This is a genomic window from Chryseobacterium capnotolerans (assembly GCF_021278965.1).
GTDB classification, from domain to species: Bacteria; Bacteroidota; Bacteroidia; order Flavobacteriales; family Weeksellaceae; genus Chryseobacterium; species Chryseobacterium capnotolerans.
Genome location: NZ_CP065589.1, coordinates 2,578,650 through 2,598,991, shown reverse-complemented (window position 1 = coordinate 2,598,991; position 20,342 = coordinate 2,578,650). Strand labels below are relative to the sequence as shown.

At 30.3% G+C, this 20,342-nt stretch carries 24 protein-coding genes; 11 read left to right on the top strand and 13 right to left on the bottom strand.

Annotation, left to right across the window (positions count from 1 at the left end; translation table 11 throughout):
• Positions 1-55 precede the first annotated feature (55 nt).
• Positions 56-586 carry a hypothetical protein gene (locus tag H5J24_RS12410; RefSeq protein WP_141395672.1) on the bottom strand — a complete coding sequence of 177 codons (531 nt, stop codon included), beginning with the start codon at positions 584-586 and terminating at the stop codon, positions 56-58.
• Between the two features lie 502 nt (positions 587-1,088).
• On the opposite strand from H5J24_RS12410, the gene H5J24_RS12405 reads away from it, so the two are divergent.
• From H5J24_RS12405 to H5J24_RS12355, 11 genes are all read left to right on the top strand, one after another.
• Positions 1,089-1,376: a helix-turn-helix domain-containing protein gene (locus H5J24_RS12405; protein ID WP_068942925.1), complete on the top strand. Its 288-nt coding sequence runs from the start codon at positions 1,089-1,091 to the stop codon at positions 1,374-1,376.
• A gap of 132 nt (positions 1,377-1,508) precedes the next feature.
• Positions 1,509-2,036 carry a hypothetical protein gene (locus H5J24_RS12400; protein WP_068942926.1) on the top strand — a complete coding sequence of 176 codons (528 nt, stop codon included), beginning with the start codon at positions 1,509-1,511 and terminating at the stop codon, positions 2,034-2,036.
• Positions 2,033-2,218: a hypothetical protein gene (locus tag H5J24_RS12395; RefSeq protein WP_068942927.1), complete on the top strand. Its 186-nt coding sequence runs from the start codon at positions 2,033-2,035 to the stop codon at positions 2,216-2,218. Before H5J24_RS12400 ends, H5J24_RS12395 begins: the two co-directional genes overlap by 4 nt.
• A 134-nt stretch (positions 2,219-2,352) precedes the next feature.
• A complete protein-coding gene (locus tag H5J24_RS12390; protein ID WP_068942928.1) occupies positions 2,353-2,529 on the top strand; it encodes a DUF3606 domain-containing protein in 177 nt (58 codons plus the stop codon).
• A gap of 103 nt (positions 2,530-2,632) precedes the next feature.
• On the top strand, positions 2,633-3,577 hold the full coding sequence (locus H5J24_RS12385) for a hypothetical protein (RefSeq protein ID WP_068942929.1): 945 nt from the start codon (positions 2,633-2,635) through the stop codon (positions 3,575-3,577).
• Between the two features lie 65 nt (positions 3,578-3,642).
• The gene (locus H5J24_RS12380; RefSeq protein ID WP_068942930.1) at positions 3,643-4,575 is read left to right on the top strand and encodes a hypothetical protein; all 933 of its coding nucleotides are present in this window, start codon (positions 3,643-3,645) and stop codon (positions 4,573-4,575) included.
• 273 nt (positions 4,576-4,848) lie between these two features.
• A complete protein-coding gene (locus H5J24_RS12375; RefSeq protein ID WP_232816338.1) occupies positions 4,849-5,277 on the top strand; it encodes a hypothetical protein in 429 nt (142 codons plus the stop codon).
• 179 nt (positions 5,278-5,456) lie between these two features.
• Complete coding sequence (locus H5J24_RS12370; RefSeq protein ID WP_068942932.1) at positions 5,457-7,583, top strand: AAA family ATPase; 2,127 nt, start codon at positions 5,457-5,459, stop codon at positions 7,581-7,583.
• A 146-nt stretch (positions 7,584-7,729) separates the two neighbouring features.
• A complete protein-coding gene (locus H5J24_RS12365) occupies positions 7,730-8,794 on the top strand; it encodes an endonuclease domain-containing protein (RefSeq protein ID WP_068942933.1) in 1,065 nt (354 codons plus the stop codon).
• A gap of 114 nt (positions 8,795-8,908) precedes the next feature.
• Entirely contained in the window at positions 8,909-10,087 is a 1,179-nt protein-coding gene (locus H5J24_RS12360; RefSeq protein ID WP_232816337.1) for a hypothetical protein, read from the top strand.
• Positions 10,057-10,392, top strand: a complete 336-nt coding sequence (locus H5J24_RS12355) for a hypothetical protein (RefSeq protein WP_232816336.1) — start codon at positions 10,057-10,059, stop codon at positions 10,390-10,392. Before H5J24_RS12360 ends, H5J24_RS12355 begins: the two co-directional genes overlap by 31 nt.
• Positions 10,393-10,480: 88 nt before the next feature.
• Here the strand turns inward: H5J24_RS12355 and H5J24_RS12350 are convergent, their stop codons facing one another.
• From H5J24_RS12350 to H5J24_RS12295, 12 genes are all read right to left on the bottom strand, one after another.
• The gene (locus tag H5J24_RS12350) at positions 10,481-11,566 is read right to left on the bottom strand and encodes an IS481 family transposase (RefSeq protein ID WP_068942935.1); all 1,086 of its coding nucleotides are present in this window, start codon (positions 11,564-11,566) and stop codon (positions 10,481-10,483) included.
• 210 nt (positions 11,567-11,776) lie between these two features.
• Positions 11,777-12,265 (bottom strand): hypothetical protein, encoded by a 489-nt coding sequence (locus tag H5J24_RS12345; RefSeq protein WP_068942936.1) that lies wholly within the window; start codon positions 12,263-12,265, stop codon positions 11,777-11,779.
• A 182-nt stretch (positions 12,266-12,447) separates the two neighbouring features.
• Positions 12,448-12,858: a TIR domain-containing protein gene (locus H5J24_RS12340; RefSeq protein ID WP_068942937.1), complete on the bottom strand. Its 411-nt coding sequence runs from the start codon at positions 12,856-12,858 to the stop codon at positions 12,448-12,450.
• Positions 12,859-12,944: 86 nt separating this feature from the next.
• Positions 12,945-13,274, bottom strand: a complete 330-nt coding sequence (locus H5J24_RS12335; protein WP_068942938.1) for a WW domain-containing protein — start codon at positions 13,272-13,274, stop codon at positions 12,945-12,947.
• Positions 13,275-13,290: 16 nt separating this feature from the next.
• The gene (locus H5J24_RS12330) at positions 13,291-14,259 is read right to left on the bottom strand and encodes a caspase family protein (RefSeq protein ID WP_068942939.1); all 969 of its coding nucleotides are present in this window, start codon (positions 14,257-14,259) and stop codon (positions 13,291-13,293) included.
• Between the two features lie 113 nt (positions 14,260-14,372).
• Positions 14,373-14,930: a TIR domain-containing protein gene (locus H5J24_RS12325; RefSeq protein WP_082811170.1), complete on the bottom strand. Its 558-nt coding sequence runs from the start codon at positions 14,928-14,930 to the stop codon at positions 14,373-14,375.
• A gap of 9 nt (positions 14,931-14,939) precedes the next feature.
• Positions 14,940-15,383: a hypothetical protein gene (locus H5J24_RS12320; protein ID WP_232816335.1), complete on the bottom strand. Its 444-nt coding sequence runs from the start codon at positions 15,381-15,383 to the stop codon at positions 14,940-14,942.
• Positions 15,384-15,496: 113 nt separating this feature from the next.
• Positions 15,497-15,709: a hypothetical protein gene (locus tag H5J24_RS12315; RefSeq protein ID WP_232816334.1), complete on the bottom strand. Its 213-nt coding sequence runs from the start codon at positions 15,707-15,709 to the stop codon at positions 15,497-15,499.
• A gap of 130 nt (positions 15,710-15,839) precedes the next feature.
• Positions 15,840-16,475 carry a response regulator gene (locus H5J24_RS12310; protein WP_068942941.1) on the bottom strand — a complete coding sequence of 212 codons (636 nt, stop codon included), beginning with the start codon at positions 16,473-16,475 and terminating at the stop codon, positions 15,840-15,842.
• Entirely contained in the window at positions 16,472-18,589 is a 2,118-nt protein-coding gene (locus H5J24_RS12305; RefSeq protein ID WP_068942942.1) for a tetratricopeptide repeat-containing sensor histidine kinase, read from the bottom strand. The genes H5J24_RS12310 and H5J24_RS12305 overlap by 4 nt, the downstream gene beginning before the upstream one ends.
• A gap of 66 nt (positions 18,590-18,655) precedes the next feature.
• A complete protein-coding gene (locus H5J24_RS12300; protein WP_068942943.1) occupies positions 18,656-18,868 on the bottom strand; it encodes a hypothetical protein in 213 nt (70 codons plus the stop codon).
• A 189-nt stretch (positions 18,869-19,057) separates the two neighbouring features.
• Positions 19,058-20,287: a site-specific integrase gene (locus H5J24_RS12295; RefSeq protein ID WP_068942944.1), complete on the bottom strand. Its 1,230-nt coding sequence runs from the start codon at positions 20,285-20,287 to the stop codon at positions 19,058-19,060.
• Positions 20,288-20,342: the final 55 nt, after the last annotated feature.

Here is a 20,342-nt window from a genome sequence, read left to right as displayed (position 1 = left end):
TATTGGGGATGTTTTTAAGTACTGTTTTCCATTCTCTGCTTTTTACTTTTAATGGTTATTGATTCTTTTGGATTCTTCTTTCGAGGATAAGATGTGTCGCATCCAGCATTTTGGTAAGGTGGATATAAGGGCTGATAAGGCTGCTTTCCTCAGCATTTTTAAATATACCCATTGAGAAATAGACTGCAATGGCTATATAGTAATCAAAGTCCTTAATGCTGTATTCGGCAAAAGCCTTTCTAAATACTAGGGTTGGGTTTAGATATTCCTCATCCGAAAGGGAAGCCTGCATCAATGGAGAACGATTCTCTGTACTACTATTCATTTCCCAGGTCGTTTCCTTCAACCTGATTGCATAACACGCCCGTACAAAGGACCGCAAGGCCTGATGAAAGTGGAAGATTACCGAAGAATCCTCATTAATCGTCGTTTTCTTTTTGCCGGCATAGATCATAATTTTGTTGAGCATTTGTTTGGCAGTAACCAGGTCATTAAAATGGAAGAATGATTCAATAAGCTTTATCCCGGAATGTTTCCTACTGCCAGACCAAAACCTGGCTTCAAAGTCTATCCTTTTATTTTTCAATCGTTTTTGTTTTGTTTAGTGACCGCATAGGAGGAAACCTTGGAAATCTTTCATACAAAGCTCCCTGCCTATACAAGCCAAAATTAATATGAATGAAAATGTGTCCCGTGAAAGCTGTAAAGCCGCAATGGTTGCGCTGCCATTGTATCTGTCTTAATCTGATACTGTATTTTGTAAAAGCAGCTTAGAGAATTGTAGAGATAGCGGACTGCATAGGAAAATAAAACGGCGTGGAACTCTACTTACTGTATCAGAGGTACTGCCATACCTTTTACCACGAATAAGAGAGCCCACGCCAAAGCGTGAGCCTTCTACTTATCCTCTCGTGGTAAAATGAAAATTGGCAGTTTTCTGATACGAGATTCTAAGCGAATAGCTTCTAATGTTTTTCTGAAGTATCGCAAAGTTACGTTTCGGTAACTTATTTTACAAATATAATAAAATTCCAAGTATGTGACAAATATGTCAATGATATTTTTGACAAATATGTCACTTTTATTTAATGAAATATATTGATGATAAATACTTTATCGCGCTTGCTGATCACATTAAATCAATACTTGAAGATAAAAAAATTGATATTGCTGATTTAGCCGCCGCCGCTAATTTAGATAGAAGGCAAGTTTATAGATTGTTAAATAAAGAAAACGTTCCAAAATTATCAACATTAGTACGCATTTCTTTAGCTGCTGGAATAGAGCCGCAACAACTTTTTTCACTAAAATTTGATTTTGATGGTTATATGAAAGAAAATAATATACTTAAGGTAACTAAAAAAAGGAAAACATAGTAATACTACAAATTTTATTATTCTTAAAACGTAGAGGACCTAAATAATTTCTAAGAATATTAAAATAGTCAGAATTTCTGTGAAACAGAAATTTATAATGATGCATATATACCTTTGAAATCAAGCAAAATTATGGATAATTATAACTTTTATAAATCTTTATATGATAGAGAATTAAACAGAAGAAAAGACTTAGATGCTTCAATTAATTTGCCGTTAACAATAATTGGCATTTTGATAACTGGTAATACTTATATTGCAAAAGATTTATTTCCTATTCAAAGTTTTTGCAATATTAATTTCAGGCATTTTTTAATGTTGATATTTTTTCTATTAATTATTCTCACAACAGCTTACTTAACCAAATCATATAATAATTTTTATAAAGGTTTCAAATACAGGAATATAGGAAATTACAAAGAACTAAGAGAATACCAAAATAAAGTTATAGATTATAATGGAAGAATTAACGATCCTAAAAAAAATATTGATTTTGAAACGAAAATTATTGATAAATTTGTAGATATTGCTGAGAATCATTGTACAATAAATGATAAAAGAAGTTACGACCTCTATATTGCAAAAACGATGATTCTTTTCACTATTGCAACTACATTACTTAATTATATAATATTAATTTTTAAAAACAGTTTATTATGAGCGACGAAGATAATAATCCTCAGGATACAGCTCCAGAACCGCCAAGTGAGCCAGAAATTCCACAATTTCCAACAGATAGAATTGAGAATTCTGAAAATGATATTCCTTCTTTTCCAAGTGATAGATTTGAAAAAGGTGAATTAATGGACATCATCAGAAAAATACAGAATGATTTGGAATAATTTTCTATTTCATTTTATTAAAAGATTAAAGTTAATCCTGACAAAAGTTGGGATTTTTTTTTTTTTACGGAAAACCGTAGTGATATAATATATAACCTTTTTAAATTTACTTTACTAACCAAAAATTATTTATTATGAGTGACGATCTAAGTAAAAAAGGACCTCAAGATGCAACTAAAGTAAATGTGAACGAAACTTGGGAACTGGAATACTGGTCAAAAAAGTTTGGTGTTACCAAAGAACGTTTGAAAGAAGCAGTTAAAGCTGTCGGAACTTCTGCTGCTGCAGTACAGAAGTATCTTGGGAAATAGTGTGAGTTTTTAATTTAATCAATAAATCCTGACGAGAGTTGGGATTTGTTATATAGTTACTCGAAAATTATTTATTTTAGCTATATTATCTAAACAGTAACCAATGAAACTTTTAAAAAAACAAGGTGAAAAAATTATTCCCGATTTTATTGAAGAAGATTATATTTCAGCAATCGAGACCGCATTGAATAGATGCTATTATTACTTTGATAAAAATATAGAAATACGAAGAATTTCTCAGGCTGATGAAAATGAATTAGGTTACGATGGAGTTTTAAATACCATTGTACCTTTTTATATTCAGTTTAAACGTTCTGATTTTTATTCTCCAAGATTTACCGGGAAAATAGCAAATCAACGAAAATCAGTCTCTTTGCCAATCGAAAAAGGTTTTTTTGCATTTGAACTTTTAAAAAAAGGTAAAGAATACGGACAACATAATGCCTTATATAAACTTTCACAGAATAACAAAGCAGCTTATGTTGCACCTTTGTTCTTTAAAAGTACCGAATTGAAAAAATTAAAATTCCTTTCATCTGCATTATTACCAGTTCAGTATCGTGAAGTTTATTTCCATCCTTTAAGAGGAAGAGATTTAATTTGGAGAAATAAAACAATATTCAAGAATTCAATTACAATTCCGCCACACGAAATTATTTCAGATAGAAGCGTAAATCATCATTATTCATTTTGTAAAGATTATAAGGTTGGATTTCACAGTGACCCAATAAATTTAGAAAATTCGAAATCAAATAATTTATATTATTTTATTCAAGATGTTTTTGAGCAATTAAATTATAATAATAGCGAAAATATAATTGATAAAAATTTCCGATTATTATCAGAATTACTTGGACTAAAAGATGAGTCCGAAGAATATAATTTTATATTGACAGCTTCAATTAATAGGATTTCGGGTTTAAATTTAGAAAATGATATAAAAAATATAACCAAAGAATTAAGCCCAATAGATAAATTACTGATAATTGAAGATATTTTATATCAATATTTTAATATTCGTCAATTTGTAATGTATAATGCTTGGTAAAGGATTTAAGTTTTCAAAAATATCAGTAATAAATTGCTATAACAATTCTAAAAAAATCATAAAATATGGGTAATTTCGATTTGACTCTTTTACCACCCCAGAAGTGGGAATATTTTGAAAGTTTTTTAAAAGGACTGGTAGATGTAATTTGGAAAGATGAAGGTTGGCAATTGTATGGGAGAAAAGGGCAAAAACAAAATGGTATAGACCTAATAGGATATGATGAAAAACGTAGGCTACCAGGTATTCAGGCAAAGAAAGTCATAAATACAAGTTCCCAAGGACAGTTACTAAATTACAGTTTGCTAACAGAAGATATTATAAAAAAAGAAATAATTAATGCAGAAAATTTTAGTCCCCAACTCGAAAGATTAATTTTTGCTACAACTTCTTTCAGAGATGTAAAAATTCAAAATATAATATTAGCAATTAATGAGGAAAGAGCTAGAAAGAATCTTTTTCGAGTAGAAATATGGTTTTGGGAAGATCTGCAAGCAATGATTTTAAACCATAAGGATTTAATGTATTTCTACTTTTCAGATGTTTTAGATAAAATTTATCAATATGACAAAAATGAACATATTTTATTAACTTTTAGAAGAGCATTTTCTCGTCCTGCTTTTGACAGACATATGCAATATGAGGAAAGTGGCGGAGATTTTATTGAAGCCATTAAAGATACTATGCAGACAATTTCGACTGGAAAATTGTATAATAGAGAAAAAGATTTAATTGCTACAACTTTTGACTTTACTGAATTATCAAATGAAAATTGGAGAAAAGAGATACGAAAAATCGTAGTAAAACTTAACGAAATCAGAACGCTATATTTAGAAGGAATTCAGGATGGAAGAATTAGACAACACGAAACTTGTCTTGAAATTATGGATTTTAAACTAAGGAATAAATTCGATACTGTCAGAAAAGAATGTTTGGAAATAATGAATAAAATTTTGAAGGAAGCCAAATTGGATTTAATCGAATCAGAACTTTTATAAAAATAATGAACTAATTCATTCTGTATATGTTTGTACAATTATTTCAAAATAAAGTAATGAACATAAATTATCAATACCTGTAATCTGATGGAAAATTGCAAAAACAAATGCTTACCAGATTTGGGGTCACAGCTTTCACAATTGCAGAATAATCGCTGAGAAGATTCAGTGAAAATACTGATAGTGAATTTTATAATGGTTTTTATTTTTGTCATTTACAGAGTCAGAATATAAATTAACTGTAATTTAAAAACATAAAGAAATATTTATAATATGAAAGAAAACCATTACTATGTTTTAACCGATTCACATTTAAAACAACATATAGTACGATTTGTTAATAAAGATAATGACAAATTGAATGTATACTTCGTGAAAGACAAAGAAGAAAAAAAATTGAATGCTGACATTAAATATTATGAAGCTCCATTAACTCATTCACATCTAAATAAACTGGGATTTTTAAATAATAGCCATCAATACCTTCCTATTGATGGGAAATATGTTTTTTCATTAAATGCAATAGGAAGCTCTGATAATGGCTTAAGTTTTCTGCTTCTTGGATTTTCGATCGTATCTGAGAAAGATGTATTTAATTTTTTAGTAGAATTTAAAGACAGAACTAAAGAAATTATCACTGAAAAAGAAGTAGTTGAAATACAAAAAAATTTAATTCTTCATATTCAATTAATAATGTACTAGACAATTTTAATTTCAACAATGAATTAATAGATTCAATAATTATAGATTAAAACAATTTTTCTTCGATTTCGGCAATTGGAAATAACTTCATTTTAGTGCTGTATTAATTAAATTTTAAAATTAAATTCAGCACTTAATTTTCTGATAATTTAATAATACCAAACCAAAAATTATAACTGATGAAAACAATATTAGACAGATTTAAGGTAATTAATTTTAGATCAATAGAAGAAAGTGATTGGATAGAAGTATCTGATAATACTTGCTTAGTTGGAACAAACGAAGCTGGAAAAACTAACTTGCTGATAGCTTTGTGGAAATTGAGACCTGCTAACAATGAACCAATCGTACCGTTAGACGATTTTCCACGAAATTTATATAGTAAATACAAGACAGACAATCACTCTGAGGATGTATTCATACAAGCTGACTTTATTTTAAACGATAAGTTGGCAAATGAAATATCATCAGAATTAGATTGTGATATTGAACAAGTCAAAAGAACTTTAGTACAAAGAAAATATAACGGAGAATATCGTATATCTTTCCCATATTCGGAAGTTAGAAGTTTTTCGAGTGAAAGGATAATAACAGTTTTGAACCAATTTAAGACTAATATTGCGAATGAAGATTTTTTCATTAAAGAATCTGATGAAAACAAAAACTTAATTAATGATCTGTTAGAAAATCTAAAGAAAAACTTTGAGGAAGATTATTTTGTTAAATCTGATATTGAAAAAATTATAGTAGAAATTCAAAATTTATTGAACACAAATTTTAGCAGAAAGAAAAATATCCCAGAATATTTTGCAAACAATATTTCTAAAAATCTTCAATTTTTCATTGATGCTTTTGATGCGAAGCCCATTACAACAACTAAAGAAATTAGGCAAAAAGTCCTAAAAAATATACCAAAATTTGTTTATTACTCTGACTATGGAAATCTAGATAGTGAAATCTTTTTACCTAGGGTAATTGAAGATTTGGAACGTAAGGATTTATCTGAATCAGCTAGAGCAAAAGTTAGGACTTTAGATGTGCTTTTTAAATATGTTGGTTTATCACCTCAAGAAATTTATGAGTTAGGTAATGATAGAAAAGTCATTATTAAAAAACTAAATCATTATGAGCAAGAAATAAGCTCGGAAGAAGTTGATTTAACAGATGATGAAGTAAAGGAATGGTCCGAAAAGAAAAAAGAAAGAGGTGTTCTATTACGATCTGCAGCGACGGAATTAACAACTAGCTTTAAAAAATGGTGGCTGCAAGGTGATTATATTTTTGATTTTCAAGCTGATGGAAATCATTTTCGGATAAATGTTTCCGATAAACTTCGTCCAGAACATATTGAGCTTGAAGGAAGAAGCCGAGGTTTGCAATGGTTTTTTAGTTTTTTTCTTGTATTCTTAGTGGAAACAAAAGAAGAACATAACAATACAATATTACTTTTAGACGAACCCGGTTTATCGCTGCATCCGATTGCACAATATGACTTAGCGAAGTTCTTCAGAAAATTGTCAGAGGATAATCAACTGCTATATACTTCTCATTCTCCATTCTTGGTTGATATGGATAACTTGGCAAATGTAAAAGCTGTATATGTTGATTTAGAAACAGGCCGAACAAAAGTTTCTTCCAATTTGCGATATAATGAAACTGATGCTGAAAAATCTATTTATCCTGTTCATGCCGCATTAGGCTTAACAGTATCAGACACGCTTTTGTTAGGCTGCAAGCCCATTTTAGTTGAAGGACCAAGTGACCAGATATACTTAAGTTTAATAAAAAGATTCTTGATTGGAAATGGTGATTTAAAATACTCAAAAGAGATCGTTTTTATTCCAACTGGTGGAGTTAGAGGAATGTCACCCGTTTCAAAATTGGTAGCTTCACGAGATAATGATTTACCCATTGTTTTATTAGACTCAGATAAAGCAGGAGAGGATTTCCAAAAACAATTAAAAACTGGCAAATATTTGAGCCAAAAGGAAAAAGTAATTGGAGTGAAAGATTTTATAGGGGAAGATATTTATGAAATTGAAGATTTGTTGGAACCAGATTCACTAATTAGGCTGATAGACAAAAAATATAGAGCAGAAAATGATTTTGAAGATTTTTATACCAAAGATAAACCTATTGTAAACCAAGTCGAAGAATGGGCTAGAACAGAGAATATAATTTTAGAAAAAGGTTGGAAAGTCGATATTGCAAGAGATATGCAAAATAAATTTGATAAGAATTTCGATAAAGTTGATGAAAAATACATTTCAATATGGAAGAAACTATTTGAGCAGCTTTTAAGGTGATACGCTGCTTATAATGTTAAAAAAACTATTATTGAAAGACTTCAATTGGACATCTATTTTCATTCTTAATAAAACTTTGTCGCTAGCAAAATCCACCTGTAGCTTTACAGGAAACATTCAATTAACATATCACACTAAATATTCGTATGATTCTAAATAGACCTAAATTTTTGGAAGATAATTTAAAATATTATAAAAATTTTCCTAAACAAAAAGATTTAGAAATTGATTTTAGAAATATTCCACCGATATTAAATCTAGACTTTCATGCCTTAAATGGAATATTACCAATTACAAATTCGAGATTAAAATTTATAACTGATTCGGGTCATCCACCAATTTTAACAGTAAATCCTGCTGAAATAGAATATGAATATTATAAAAGTATTGGAGTAAATGAGTTTCAAGCAATTTCAATTGTTTTTAATTTTTTTGCCATAGAAGACAATCCAGAAGGCTCATTAAAAGGTTTACCATATAATATTTCTTTATTACCTATGACAAACAAAGGTAAAATTGATACTTGGAGGATAGAATTACTTGAGCAAATGGATGTTGAACAATTAAGCCAAGAAGGAAATTTAGTTTTCACAGAATTTAATCCTTTTCAATCTTGGAAACAAGGAATGGGAATAGATTATCAAATTTTTTCAAATTTAGATTATAATGATTATATAGATACTGTTGGTTTTAATTGGGGAATGTATTTTTTATCTCCAATTTTTGATAAGCGAGAAATAAAATTCTTAGAGAATAGTACGTCATCAAAAGAAATCAATGCAAAATATAGAAAATATAAGACGAATTTATTTTTTAAAAACTTTTCAAATACTGAACCTCGTAGAATTTTTAGGTGTGATTCTCCTATTGAATTATTTCTATTACAAGGAATGTATTTGAAGAAATTGACTCCAATAATACAGACAAATATTTTTAAGTCAGGAGATATCATTGCAAATTATTTCGAAATGCAAGACAGTGGCATTTGGTTGGGACAAGAACAACTTATTACTCAAGCTGATTTTTATTTTCCGGATAAAAAGTTAGCAATTTTTTGTGACGGAAAAGAATTTCATGATTTAAATAAAGATAAAAAAATTAATGAAGCTTTAAACAAATTAGATATAAATGTTTTAAGATTTACTGGAAAAGATATTACTGAAAATTTAGAAAATGTGTTAGAAACCATTCTAAACGAATACGAAAAATAATATCTCAACTAAAGTTGTATCAATAAACATGGTTGAGATACATAACAGTGATTATCTAAAAAAAATTGTATTTACTTTTATAATAAAAACGATGATAAAAAACTGCGGATATAAATGAAAAAGATTGAGAACAAAAAATTTCAAAGTTATGATTGGGAAGGCAATGAGTTTCCTCTAAAAGTAACTGAACTTTTTTCACTAACTAATCATTATAAAATTCCTTCTGATTCGACTATTGAAATTTTTAGAGATTATGATTATAGCCTAAAAGGGATATTAAAAGGTGTAACAAAAAATCCAAAAGAATTAGAATACTATGAAGACGATGAACTAAAAAAAGTCGGCTTTATAAAAGGTGAAACAATTGAAGCCAAATCAAATGGAAATATATATCGTATAAAGGGATTTGGTATTTCATTTATTAATCAGATTCCATTTAAAAAAGATGATGTATTATATTTTGAGTTTAGATGTGAAGTATATTTAGAAGGTATTGAATTAGTAAATAACAGCAATATTCTACCGGATAAAATATGCGATTACTCTCTTTGCTCAATTCCTGATATTTTGTTTAGTGGACTAACAAAAAGAATAAACTTTAGTGAGCATTATAAATATAGAACCAGTTTAGATCATTACGAAGAGAATATCGAATACTTCGGTAATGGATACTCAAGTTCATGGGATTATTTTGTATTGAATTATCAAAACCAAATTATTTGTATTCAAGCAGTAAATAAAAAATATTTGCCAGATAATATGGATGGAATTTTAGTCGAGTATCGTAATATTTCAAATGATTTTCCAGACCAATATTTCAGAAAAATAGTACAAGAGTTTTTATCATTTATATTTGGAAGTCATCTGCAAAATATTGGATCAAGCTCATTCATTAATGGATATGAACTTATCGCCACAGAATCAATAAATCCGTGGTCGAGAAAGTTGTATAAAAATATAAATATGAATCCTATACCATTAAGTAACGGAAAAGATAGAAATTTTCTTGAGAAAATTCTAAATGAACTTTTTAGTAATTTCGTTAACCAATATAATAAGATATCGCTTTCTGATTGTTTATGGAAACTTTGGATTGGTCAAAGTTCACCGTTAGGAACCAATCTACCAACATTATCTTCGGGCTTAGAGAGTTTAATAGATTCATTTGTTAAAGTTCATGGATTACAAAAAACATACAGTAAAGATGAAAAAAATAATTATCATATTTTAATCAAAGATGAACTCGAATCTTTAGAAAAAAGTTGGAAGGATATGAATTTAAGTCATCTATAATTAATAAAATAAAGAATCCTTATAATTTTAGTATTGGAGAAAAGATGCGAGTGTTTTTTAAATATCTAGAGATTCATTTCGATAAAAAATCTATTGAAAATCAAGCTTTATTAGCACGTAACCAAATGACCCATCAAGCTATAAATTATGATACAGTTGAAGAACAACAAAGGATAAAAAAAATATCTGATGCATACGCTACTCTTATTCATCGAGTTATATTAAAAATTTTAGGATATAATTTTTATTACATAGATTATAGTAAACAAGGGATTAAGTATTTACATATTGACAAAAACATGTAATAATTAAATAAAACAAGAAATTTTCTATCGACTCATTTGTAATAGCCACGACTTTATCTGACAGTTAGGGTTTAAAAATAATTGTCAGTTATCCCATATTTTCCTTACTTCCAAAAGTAAGGATTTTTTGTTCCTCTGCAAGAGTTTCCAATAATTTCTCTTTTGCCATAGTTTTACTATCTAGAAACGTCTGCATCGGTGTTTTACCATAGCAATGTTTTCCTGTATGTGTTCTTTCATTGTTGTAATAGGACAGCCAGCTGTTCAGATCTAATTGCAGTTCCTCAATGCTTCTGTAAATTTTTTTTCTGAAAGCTATGGCATAAAATTCTTCCTGAATCGTTCTGTGAAAACGTTCACAGATGCCGTTGGTCTGAGGACTTTTAGCCTTGGTCTTCGTGTGATCAATATCTTCAATGGCCAAATAGAGCTGGTATTCATGCTGCTCCCTTATTCCACAGTATTCAGTTCCCCGGTCTGTTAAAATTCTGAGTAAACGAAGCTCCTGTTGCTCAAAGAAAGGAACCACCTGATCATTAAGCATATCAGCAGCAATAAGGGCATTTTTACGATCATATAGCTTTGCAAAAACAACTTTGGAATACGTGTCAATAAAAGTTTGCTGATAAATATGTCCAACTCCTTTTATATTGCCCACGTAATAAGTGTCTTGAGCTCCTAAATATCCAGGATGGTGAGTTTCAATTTCTCCATGAGCTTTTTTCTCCTCCTTAGCCTTCTCTAATGCTGAAAGCTGAGATTCGGTAAGGACTATACCATCTTGAGCGGATTTGGCTTCCAGGGCTTTTAATCTAAGTTTAAATGTATGTAGATCGTGTCTTAACCAAATACTTCTGACTCCGCCCGGAGATACGATAAAGCCTTTCTTTTTAAGCTCATTACTTACTCTAAGCTGTCCTAAAGCAGGGTTCTCAATGGCTATCTCAACAACAGCCTTTTCTATGGCTTCATCTACACGGTTTTTTAATACTGGCTTTCTTCTTGAGATTTCCTGTAACGCCAATTCACCTCCTTGCTCATACAGTTCTTTGAATCTATAGAAACTGTCTCGGGAATATCCCATCACCTTACAGGCTTTGGAGACGTTTCCTAAATGTTGTGCTAATTCAAGTACACCTAACTTGTTTTTGATGATTTTTTGTTGTGTTGTCATAATACTTAATCTGTTTTAAAGTTATTCAATTTGATTATAACTGTCAGATTAAGTATTGACTAATTCAACTCATTCAACTCATTCAACTCATTTTTTAGTTTGCTGATATAAAAGACTCAGATTATAAAATCTAAGCCTAGGTCTTTTTAACTTACAAATCTCATGGGATAGGGGTGTAAATGGGTAATTCATTTTATTTTGTAAATTGCCTTAACTTTGCTTCAAGCAATTAGATCTTTTATTTACTGGATTAATATGAAAAACAGATTTTTTCTGCTTTAATGCAAACTCAACAATATCCCCTGTGCCACCTAGGCCTTTTGCTGGCTTTCCATCCCATATAGCTAACATTACTGTTGTTTTATTAACAATTTCAATGCCTGCTGAATAGAATGCAGATTCACTAGGTTTATCAAAATCAAGTGTATAAGTATCTTTTGACATGTTTAATAAATCTAAGAAAGACCTCGAATCATCTAGAGTTTTAAAAGTAGATATATAGTTATTGCATGGAATAACCACATCATAGTTGATATTTCTTTTAATTAGTTCTCTACAGAAAAGTTGATCCGCACCAATTGCTAAGGATGAAACCCCGTTTATAACATTATTTTCCGCTATAAAATTACCTATCGTCAATTTAATCCAGTCTAAATCAAAACTCTCCAGACTTTGATGCCCCGTTATTCCTAAAATCATTTGAATCTGTTTTTATTAATTATTTAAGTATAGAATTTAACATGATTTATTAAAAATTTAAATACTGTTATAAATATAACAGTATTTAAAACGATTTTATTCAGTAAACTGAAAGTTTTCAGTTTCAATATCTAGTTAAAGAATAAATGTATTATTACTTTATACATTTTTCAAAAAATGTTTTAAAGATTTTTGCCTTCCTTCATCATCTGAGAAATAGCCTTTGCAATACCATCCCATGTCCACTGAATAACCCTATTCCTAGCCAATCCAACAGGTAAAATAGATGAAGAATTCGCTCCAGCGACGTATACTCCAAAAAAAGGAACATTGTTTTTAATTGCCATATCAATTTCCTTATTAACACCAGTTGCAGTACCCATATTTCTACCCACCAAAACTATCATCATATTACACCTCTTCATCTTATCTTCAATAATTTTTTGCCATGTTGATTGTGCCAATGCTTCTTTTGAAGACCAATCCTCAATATTAAAAGGAGTACGGGAGTTTACTGCTTGACCGACAAAATACATTTTTTCACCAGCGTTATTATCAAAGTCAAAGCTTATAAATGCTCTTGGATTTGCCATATTGTTTTTATTTTAATTTTGTTTAAATATTTCTTAGGATATTCTTTTAAGCTATCCTTTACTTATTTTACACTCTTATGATTTACTTACTTAAATTCAAGACTGTTAAATTGATCTGAAAAATTTACCATTAATACTTCCGTAAATCTCCCTAATAGGTATCCAAAAGATGGTTCAAAATCAATTATTTCACCATCAGATTTGGTGATACAAAACTTAATTTGTTTCTTTTCAATATTTAAAAATGGTTTCACAAATAAATCATCTTCCCACTGACCTGATTTCGTAGTATGGTAATATAATGTATACCCATTATCATCAGTTTTCTTTTCCCAAGTTTTAAGTTCTGTTGAGATTTTATTTCTAATATCTTGATCCAGTTTTTTTACAGTATCTGTGTTTAAAATAATTTCCATACGTTACTGATTTAATTTAAATTCTATTATTTTTTACAAGATTCCAATAATGTTCACCTAATGTTGTAAGCTTACAAGATTTTGAGTTTATAGCAGCATAATACATATGATCCGCTTCAATTGGAACGACAAGGCCCACTCTGTTATAATTTTGCATAATCTTAAATTTTTCACAATTATTTTTATCTGCATTATCACTTGTTGGTTCATAAGTGGGATTTAATATATGTTCTTCTCTATCTGGAAAAAGTTCAGTGATTCGGCTCAAATCAGAAAGTGAAACAGAAGGATTTACTTCCCGTAAACTAATAAATGTTTTTACATTGGTTCGAAACATTGGACGTTGGCCGAATTCTCCTAAAGATTGATCAATGTGAGCATATACACTACCTGGGGTAATGTTACCCAAAATGTTAGCAGCTCCTCCCATTAATGCATCGACAAACAGTTTAGTAAATAAACCAGATCCGTCAATTTCTGAGGCATATTGTTTGTCTGTGGAGGCTGTTAATATAGTCATCCCCTCGCAGATTGTTACAGATGTTTCAGCACCTGGACTACCCATTTTACCACTGTGACAGCAATCTAAAATTATAATTTTGTTTAAAGCATTTGAATTATTAGCATAATCTAAGATTTCTCTCATAGAAAGTCCTTCATCTCCATCTTCACAATCAGAAGTTACCAGATATCCTCCTGAATCTTCTAAATAGCCATGACCTGAAAAATAGAACAATGCTATTTCAGGATTATCTTCATTAAAAACATCCAAAATGAGATCTTTTAACATTCTTCTATCAATGGATGAATTATCATCAACGGCGGTTTCTAATACCACATCGAAATTTTTTGTGCCGTCGGCATCTCTTTCTAAAACTGTTTTAACTTCATAAGCATCACTTACACATCCAAAAAGATTATTCACCTTATTAGATCTATAATAATTTATACCTACTACTACTGCTTTTGCTCTTCTTCTTCTCATTATTCTAGAGTTTTAATTGTTTACAATTACATTTTGATTTATCTGTAAAAAACTATTATAAGCATTACTATAAGTCCAAGAATTACTAATAAATAATAATTTCATTATCATTTTTATCTTAACCATTCTTTTAAGCTTTGATAATTCCGTGAGTTTTCGTTCAACCATAATATTTCTTCTGTCGAAATATTGCCTGTTACAAGACCTTTTACAGACTCTTTTGTGACATAGGGGTAGACAGATAAAAATTCTTGACCTTCAAACGTAGAGTTTTCGTAATCTGTAATTGGAAGAATGGCACATCTGCTAGTTTCACCATCCATATAGCCTAATTCCCAAGGCATCCAATTTGATGTTGAAGCATTTTCGGAAGTTGCATAAATTAGAGATTTTGACTGCTTCATCCTGTTTCGTATTAAGGCAACAGTCCTCTTATCTACATTTTTTCTGTCAAGATGTGAATCAACTATCCAGTCAACATAAACCTTGAATCCTTTTGATGATAATTCTAAAAATAAACCTTCTATATACTCCTTATCTCGATAACTATGAGACAAGAAAATGTCAAAGGACATACTATTTTTACTTTCATTTACTGTTGCGGAAAAGGTTTTTGTACCCTTTCTTCCGGTTTTTGAGAGATCTCTCAAATAACTTTTTGTGTAGAACATTTTTTTAAATTATATAATTAAACTATTTACTTGGACATGAATCAATCTGCCATTAGGTTCTTTTGTGTTAAGATTTTTGTTGATAACTTGGAATGTTTCTTTTTCAAACTTCATTAATTCCATAAAAACACTAACATTCTGTGACCAGTCTTTTATGAAAAAATCTCCATTTTGATTCTTAATATTTAATTCTGCTGAAACCCCAATGTCTATTCCTTGTGTTTTTAATCCGTTGATGTTTCCTGCTAAAGTAATTTCAGAGTTTTTTGACCTGGACTGCATTATTAAAGCATTTGATGCATAGGTTACTGAAGTTACGAGATAAGTATTGTCCCATATTAGAACCTTACTTTTTGAAATGATTTCATTTTCAAGTTTTGTGATGTCACCGATTTGCTTTTTATAGCATTCAATAGCATGGAAGTAAATAGAACCTTCCGACGTAAATTGCAATTTTATTTCACCATTTGCATTCGGTAACTCGTCTACAACTTCAATTTGTGAATTTGCTGATGTAATACTCTTTACAGAGTTTTTACTCGAAAATTTGTAACTATGTTTATTTCCTAAACTATCATATTCTGAATAGTTGACATCAAGATTTTTGAGAGAAGAAATTTTTGTGAAAGTACCAAGTGGAGCTTCTTTTTTAAAAACCCTGTTTTACCATATGGAAATTTAATAATATCACCTACCTCAATGATTTCACCTGGCAGATAAACCGCAATCTTACCAAGCTCCTTGGCAATTTCTGTTGAATATTTTATTTGTAAAGACATTGTAATATTTTTATAATTTGATTACAATGCAAAGTTAAATAGCCGTATTATAGTGCTTTTCCCCAGTTTTGAGGATTTTTCATCCTCACTTTTGAGGATAAAAAAAGCTGCTCAAGAAGCAGCTTTAAAATTAATTAGGATTACAATATCCGTTTAAAATCGCAAATTTGATAAGTGCATTTGAATTCCGGACACCTGTTTTTTCGAGAAGGTTTCTTTTGTGGGTCTCAAATGTAGTCTTTGCAATATTTAGCTTGTCTGCAATTTCAGGCCCCGTAAAACCGTCTCCAATATATGCAAGTACTTGCTTTTCTTTTTCAGTAAGTCTAATTTCTCCAGCTACATCTTTTGATTTTAATGTCGCATAGATCGATTGATTAACTTCATCCGAGAAATAGTTTTTTCCATTAAAAATGCTATTTATAGCAGCTAATAATTCTTCCTTTCCTTTATTTTTCAATATATATCCATTAGCTTCTGCATTGAATATGTTTCTTATAAAACTTATTTCCTCATGCATACTGAGAATAAGTATTTTAATTTCAGGATGATTTTTTTTAAGAAATTTGGTTGTCTCAATACCATCCATAATCGGCATATTGATGTCAAGCACAACAATATCTACATTTTTAGTATTAACTATTGAAATAACATCTTTCCCTGTCAGTGCACGTCCAACAATTTCAATATTAGGGTCATTCTTAATGACTAATTCTAAACCATCAAGAACTATCTCATGGTCATCAGCAATAATAATCTTTATCATACATTACTATTTATAGGTATTTCTATATTCACGTAGGTTCCACGTCCAATTACAGAATCAATATTGATTTCACCGCCTAATGAGCCGACTCTAGACCTTACATTTTGTAACCCCATGCCACTAGACTGTTCATTAGTGTTAAAGCCGATACCATCATCTTCTACTTGAACATTTACTTTATTTTTAAGCTTTAATATTTGAATAGTTACATGACTTGAATCTGCATACTTTAAAATATTGTTCATCAACTCTTGAATGATTCTATATATTTGGATTTCAACATTGTTTTCTAGTCTGTTTTCTAAATCACCAGCTATGAATTCTATCTTTATTTTCTTAGTTTGTTCAATAGTGATTACTAAATCTTCGACGGCTGATAGTAATCCGAATTTAGTGAGTACTCCAGAGGACATTTCGTAAGATAACCTTCTGACTTCTTGGCATGCTTCATCTATCAACTCATTTGCTTTCTGGAAACTCACAAGATCAAGATTCTTATTTTGTAGAAGCTGTTCTTCCCCAGACTTGTAATAAACCTTGGCAACTGATAGTATGCTTCCTATCCTGTCATGTAAATCTTGTGAAATTCTCTTACGTTCTCGATGCTGTGTATTCAACATTTCATTGTAAGATTTGATTTCTTGATTTTTAATTAGTTGCTCTAATTTTTTTTCCTCTAATTCTTTATCTTTTAATGCTATTTTTTTCTTTTGTCTTTCAACTTTCCATTTTGTCCAAAGAAGAAATAATAATACGAATAAAGAAAATATGGTAGATAAGGTGTATATTAATATGTTATTATTTTGATTTTTAAGTTCTAAATTTTTAATATTTACTATTGAAATTTTTTTATCTCTTTGTAAAAGTTCATTTTCTTTCAGTATTCTCGCAAACTTTTCTCTGTAATCTACAGCTTTCTTATAGTCAGTTTCCAAACTATCTCTTAAAGAATTATACTGTTGGGAGTAATATATTGCAGAATCATAATCTTGTTTTACAGAATATGCTACGTATAACCCATCTAAGGATTTTAATTTTTCTGATTTATTTTTTGAATTTTCTGAGGTTTTTAATGAGTTTTTATAATATTTTATAGCTTGATCATATTCTTGATTCCGGAAGTAAATATGCCCTAAATTTATATTCGCTTCTTTAAGGCTATTTTTAGGAACATATTTTTTCTGCATATCAATACTTCTTTTAAATTCCCGAATAGCTTGTTTATCATCGCCTTGTTTATAATAAAGAGCTCCAAGGTTATTGTGTATTTCAGAATTTGTATCTTTTAAACCTAATTTAACCTTCAGTTTCATAGCTTTATCATAATATTCTTGAGATAAAGTATTATTACCAGTTTCAAAATATATAATTCCTAAATTATTGTATATTTTCGAGAGTTCATAATCATCATTGAATTTAATAAAGTAATATTCACTTTTAAGAAAGTAATCTTTAGCACTTTCATAATTTTTCATTACTAGATAAAGAATACCTAAATTCGTATAGCTATTCGCTATATTTTTATCCTCCTTTAATTGTTCTCTTATAGCAAGTCCCTTTAAAAGGTATTTGTTAGCTTGCTCATACGATCCCATGTTCTGATATATAAGTCCTACATTATTAGAAACTAAAGCCTCTAATGATTGTTTTTTAAGCTGTTCAAATACATTCAATGCATCTAATCCATAAGAAAGCGCCTTAGATAAATCTTTTTTATTTCTGTATATTTCACTAAGTTGATTGTTGGCTCGGCCAATACCATATTTATTTCCGGATTGCTTTTCTAAGCGTAAGACTTTCAAATATTCTTTTTCCGCACGTGAAAATTGTTTATTAAAAATATATGCAGTACCAATTCTATTCAAGCTTGTAACAATACCTTTCGGATAGTTTATTTTCTTACTAATCGTATAAGCATTTAGAGCGTAGTATTTTGCTTTATTAAAATTAGTTTTTCTAAATTCCCAAGAGAGTTCAGTGAAAGCCTGTATTTTCACAGTATCATGTGATGCTTCGGATTGTGACAATAAAATTAGACTATCTATTATGTTTTTTTGCTGGCTGTTAGCATTAATAAAACAAATGCTAAAAAATATTATAAATATCTTGTACATATACAAAGGTGAGGGCTTTACTACGTAAATATAGTAAAACCCTCTGTTTTCAGTTAAAGCGAAAATTTATCGCTTCTTAGGATTTCTCTCTCTTTCTCCAATAGGTTTAATAACTTCACCCGCACCTTCCGGTGATGTTGTTGGAGGTGGATCTACAGTTGTCTTTGAAGGTGTTGATCCTTCTGTTTTTGAACTTTCGGTTTCTCCCGTTGAATCGTTAGAGCTGTTACCAGTTGCATTTGGTTTAGGCTCTTCTTCTAATCTGTTTTTTTCTTCCATAATGAATTTGTTTTAAGTCTTGCAAATTTCAGCAATGGATATCTCAATAAAATCCTTAGAAAAAAGTATTTTTCTATCCTTACATGTGGGGATAGAAATAACAGAAAAAATAAATTCCTGTAAAATAATTTAACTGTCAAAACGATTTTTGAAGTCAACACAATGAGAAATTTCGGAAAATTAGAATCTTTATTTGTTGTTTAAGCCACTGTTAAATAAATCCTTTAAAGCAACCATATCATCACTCACTTTCTTATCCAAAATCTTCGCATAATGCTGAGTAGTTTTAATATTCGTATGCCCAAGCATCTTACTCACACTTTCAATCGGAACACCATTGGACAAAGTAACAGTAGTAGCAAATGTATGCCTCGCGATATGGAAAGTCAAATCTTTATTGATTCCACAGACGCTCGCAATCTCTTTCAGATACGAATTCATTTTTTGATTGCTTAGAACAGGAAACAAAACATCTGAATTGCCGCATTGCTGATGGTTCTCATACTTTAAAACCAGCTCCTGAGCCAAAGGTAATAGCGGAACTCTGGTTGAGGTATCGGTCTTTTGACGATGGGTAAAAATCCATTGATCACCATCAATGCCGACGTTTATGTTTGATTTTGATAAATGCTTGACATCCACATAGGCCAGGCCGGTATAGCAACTGAAAAGAAAAATATCCCGAACCTGGTTCAATCGATCTGATGTAAATTCCTTTTCATAGATCATCTGGATCTCTTCTTTGGTAAGGTAAGGACGCTCTACAGCTTTAATCTTTGCTTTGTAGCCCAGAAAAGGATCTTTGGTGATCCAGCCATGCGCCATACACAAACGGATGATCTTTTTGAAATTCTTGAGATACTTCACAGCAGTATTGTTTCCGCATTTACGGACACTGCGCAGCCAGAAATCATAATCGCTGATAAAACCATGATCGATTTGCTTGATATCAATATCAGAAACTTTGTATTTCCAGTTAATGAATTCCTGCGTATGCTTTAAAGACGTTTTGTAACGCTCCAATGTTCCCGGGGCAAAATCCTGACCGACTAGGGCTTCCACTTTGTCATTATGCTCCTGAAAGATGGGAATGAGCATTCTTTGCTCAATATCGGTTCCAAGCAGTTTAGATTTTAAACTCTCTGCAGTTACAAAGTTTTCTTCTTTCAGCATCAGGTAGTGGAAATCGTAAACTTTTTGTTCCAAAGTTTTAAGATAGAGATTCAGTGTTTTGGCTTCTTGCGAATTACCCAATGCCTTGTGTGCTTTAACATCCCATTTCTTCGGATCGATATACCTTTTAGCAGCAATGTCCGCTGCCTTGCCGTCTATCGTGATTCGTAAGTAGATGGGAGCGGTTCCGTTGGTTCTGATCTTGTTCTTTTTGATGAAGAATAACAGGTTGAATGTTTTGTTCATTGTGTGATAACTTTAATTAATTAATAATTTACTTTTTGTTACCACTTTTTGCAAG

Excerpts from the sequence above, each read along its gene's own strand:
- H5J24_RS12405 (WP_068942925.1), top strand. The coding sequence starts at position 1,089 with ATGAAATATATTGATGATAAATACTTTATCGCGCTTGCTGATCACATT.
- H5J24_RS12400 (WP_068942926.1), top strand. The coding sequence starts at position 1,509 with ATGGATAATTATAACTTTTATAAATCTTTATATGATAGAGAATTAAAC.
- H5J24_RS12395 (WP_068942927.1), top strand. The coding sequence starts at position 2,033 with ATGAGCGACGAAGATAATAATCCTCAGGATACAGCTCCAGAACCGCCA.
- H5J24_RS12390 (WP_068942928.1), top strand. The coding sequence starts at position 2,353 with ATGAGTGACGATCTAAGTAAAAAAGGACCTCAAGATGCAACTAAAGTA.
- H5J24_RS12385 (WP_068942929.1), top strand. The coding sequence starts at position 2,633 with ATGAAACTTTTAAAAAAACAAGGTGAAAAAATTATTCCCGATTTTATT.
- H5J24_RS12380 (WP_068942930.1), top strand. The coding sequence starts at position 3,643 with ATGGGTAATTTCGATTTGACTCTTTTACCACCCCAGAAGTGGGAATAT.
- H5J24_RS12375 (WP_232816338.1), top strand. The coding sequence starts at position 4,849 with ATGAAAGAAAACCATTACTATGTTTTAACCGATTCACATTTAAAACAA.
- H5J24_RS12370 (WP_068942932.1), top strand. The coding sequence starts at position 5,457 with ATGAAAACAATATTAGACAGATTTAAGGTAATTAATTTTAGATCAATA.
- H5J24_RS12365 (WP_068942933.1), top strand. The coding sequence starts at position 7,730 with ATGATTCTAAATAGACCTAAATTTTTGGAAGATAATTTAAAATATTAT.
- H5J24_RS12360 (WP_232816337.1), top strand. The coding sequence starts at position 8,909 with ATGAAAAAGATTGAGAACAAAAAATTTCAAAGTTATGATTGGGAAGGC.
- H5J24_RS12350 (WP_068942935.1), bottom strand. The coding sequence starts at position 11,566 with ATGACAACACAACAAAAAATCATCAAAAACAAGTTAGGTGTACTTGAA.
- H5J24_RS12345 (WP_068942936.1), bottom strand. The coding sequence starts at position 12,265 with ATGATTTTAGGAATAACGGGGCATCAAAGTCTGGAGAGTTTTGATTTA.
- H5J24_RS12340 (WP_068942937.1), bottom strand. The coding sequence starts at position 12,858 with ATGGCAAATCCAAGAGCATTTATAAGCTTTGACTTTGATAATAACGCT.
- H5J24_RS12335 (WP_068942938.1), bottom strand. The coding sequence starts at position 13,274 with ATGGAAATTATTTTAAACACAGATACTGTAAAAAAACTGGATCAAGAT.
- H5J24_RS12330 (WP_068942939.1), bottom strand. The coding sequence starts at position 14,259 with ATGAGAAGAAGAAGAGCAAAAGCAGTAGTAGTAGGTATAAATTATTAT.
- H5J24_RS12325 (WP_082811170.1), bottom strand. The coding sequence starts at position 14,930 with ATGTTCTACACAAAAAGTTATTTGAGAGATCTCTCAAAAACCGGAAGA.
- H5J24_RS12315 (WP_232816334.1), bottom strand. The coding sequence starts at position 15,709 with ATGTCTTTACAAATAAAATATTCAACAGAAATTGCCAAGGAGCTTGGT.
- H5J24_RS12310 (WP_068942941.1), bottom strand. The coding sequence starts at position 16,475 with ATGATAAAGATTATTATTGCTGATGACCATGAGATAGTTCTTGATGGT.
- H5J24_RS12305 (WP_068942942.1), bottom strand. The coding sequence starts at position 18,589 with ATGTACAAGATATTTATAATATTTTTTAGCATTTGTTTTATTAATGCT.
- H5J24_RS12300 (WP_068942943.1), bottom strand. The coding sequence starts at position 18,868 with ATGGAAGAAAAAAACAGATTAGAAGAAGAGCCTAAACCAAATGCAACT.
- H5J24_RS12295 (WP_068942944.1), bottom strand. The coding sequence starts at position 20,287 with ATGAACAAAACATTCAACCTGTTATTCTTCATCAAAAAGAACAAGATC.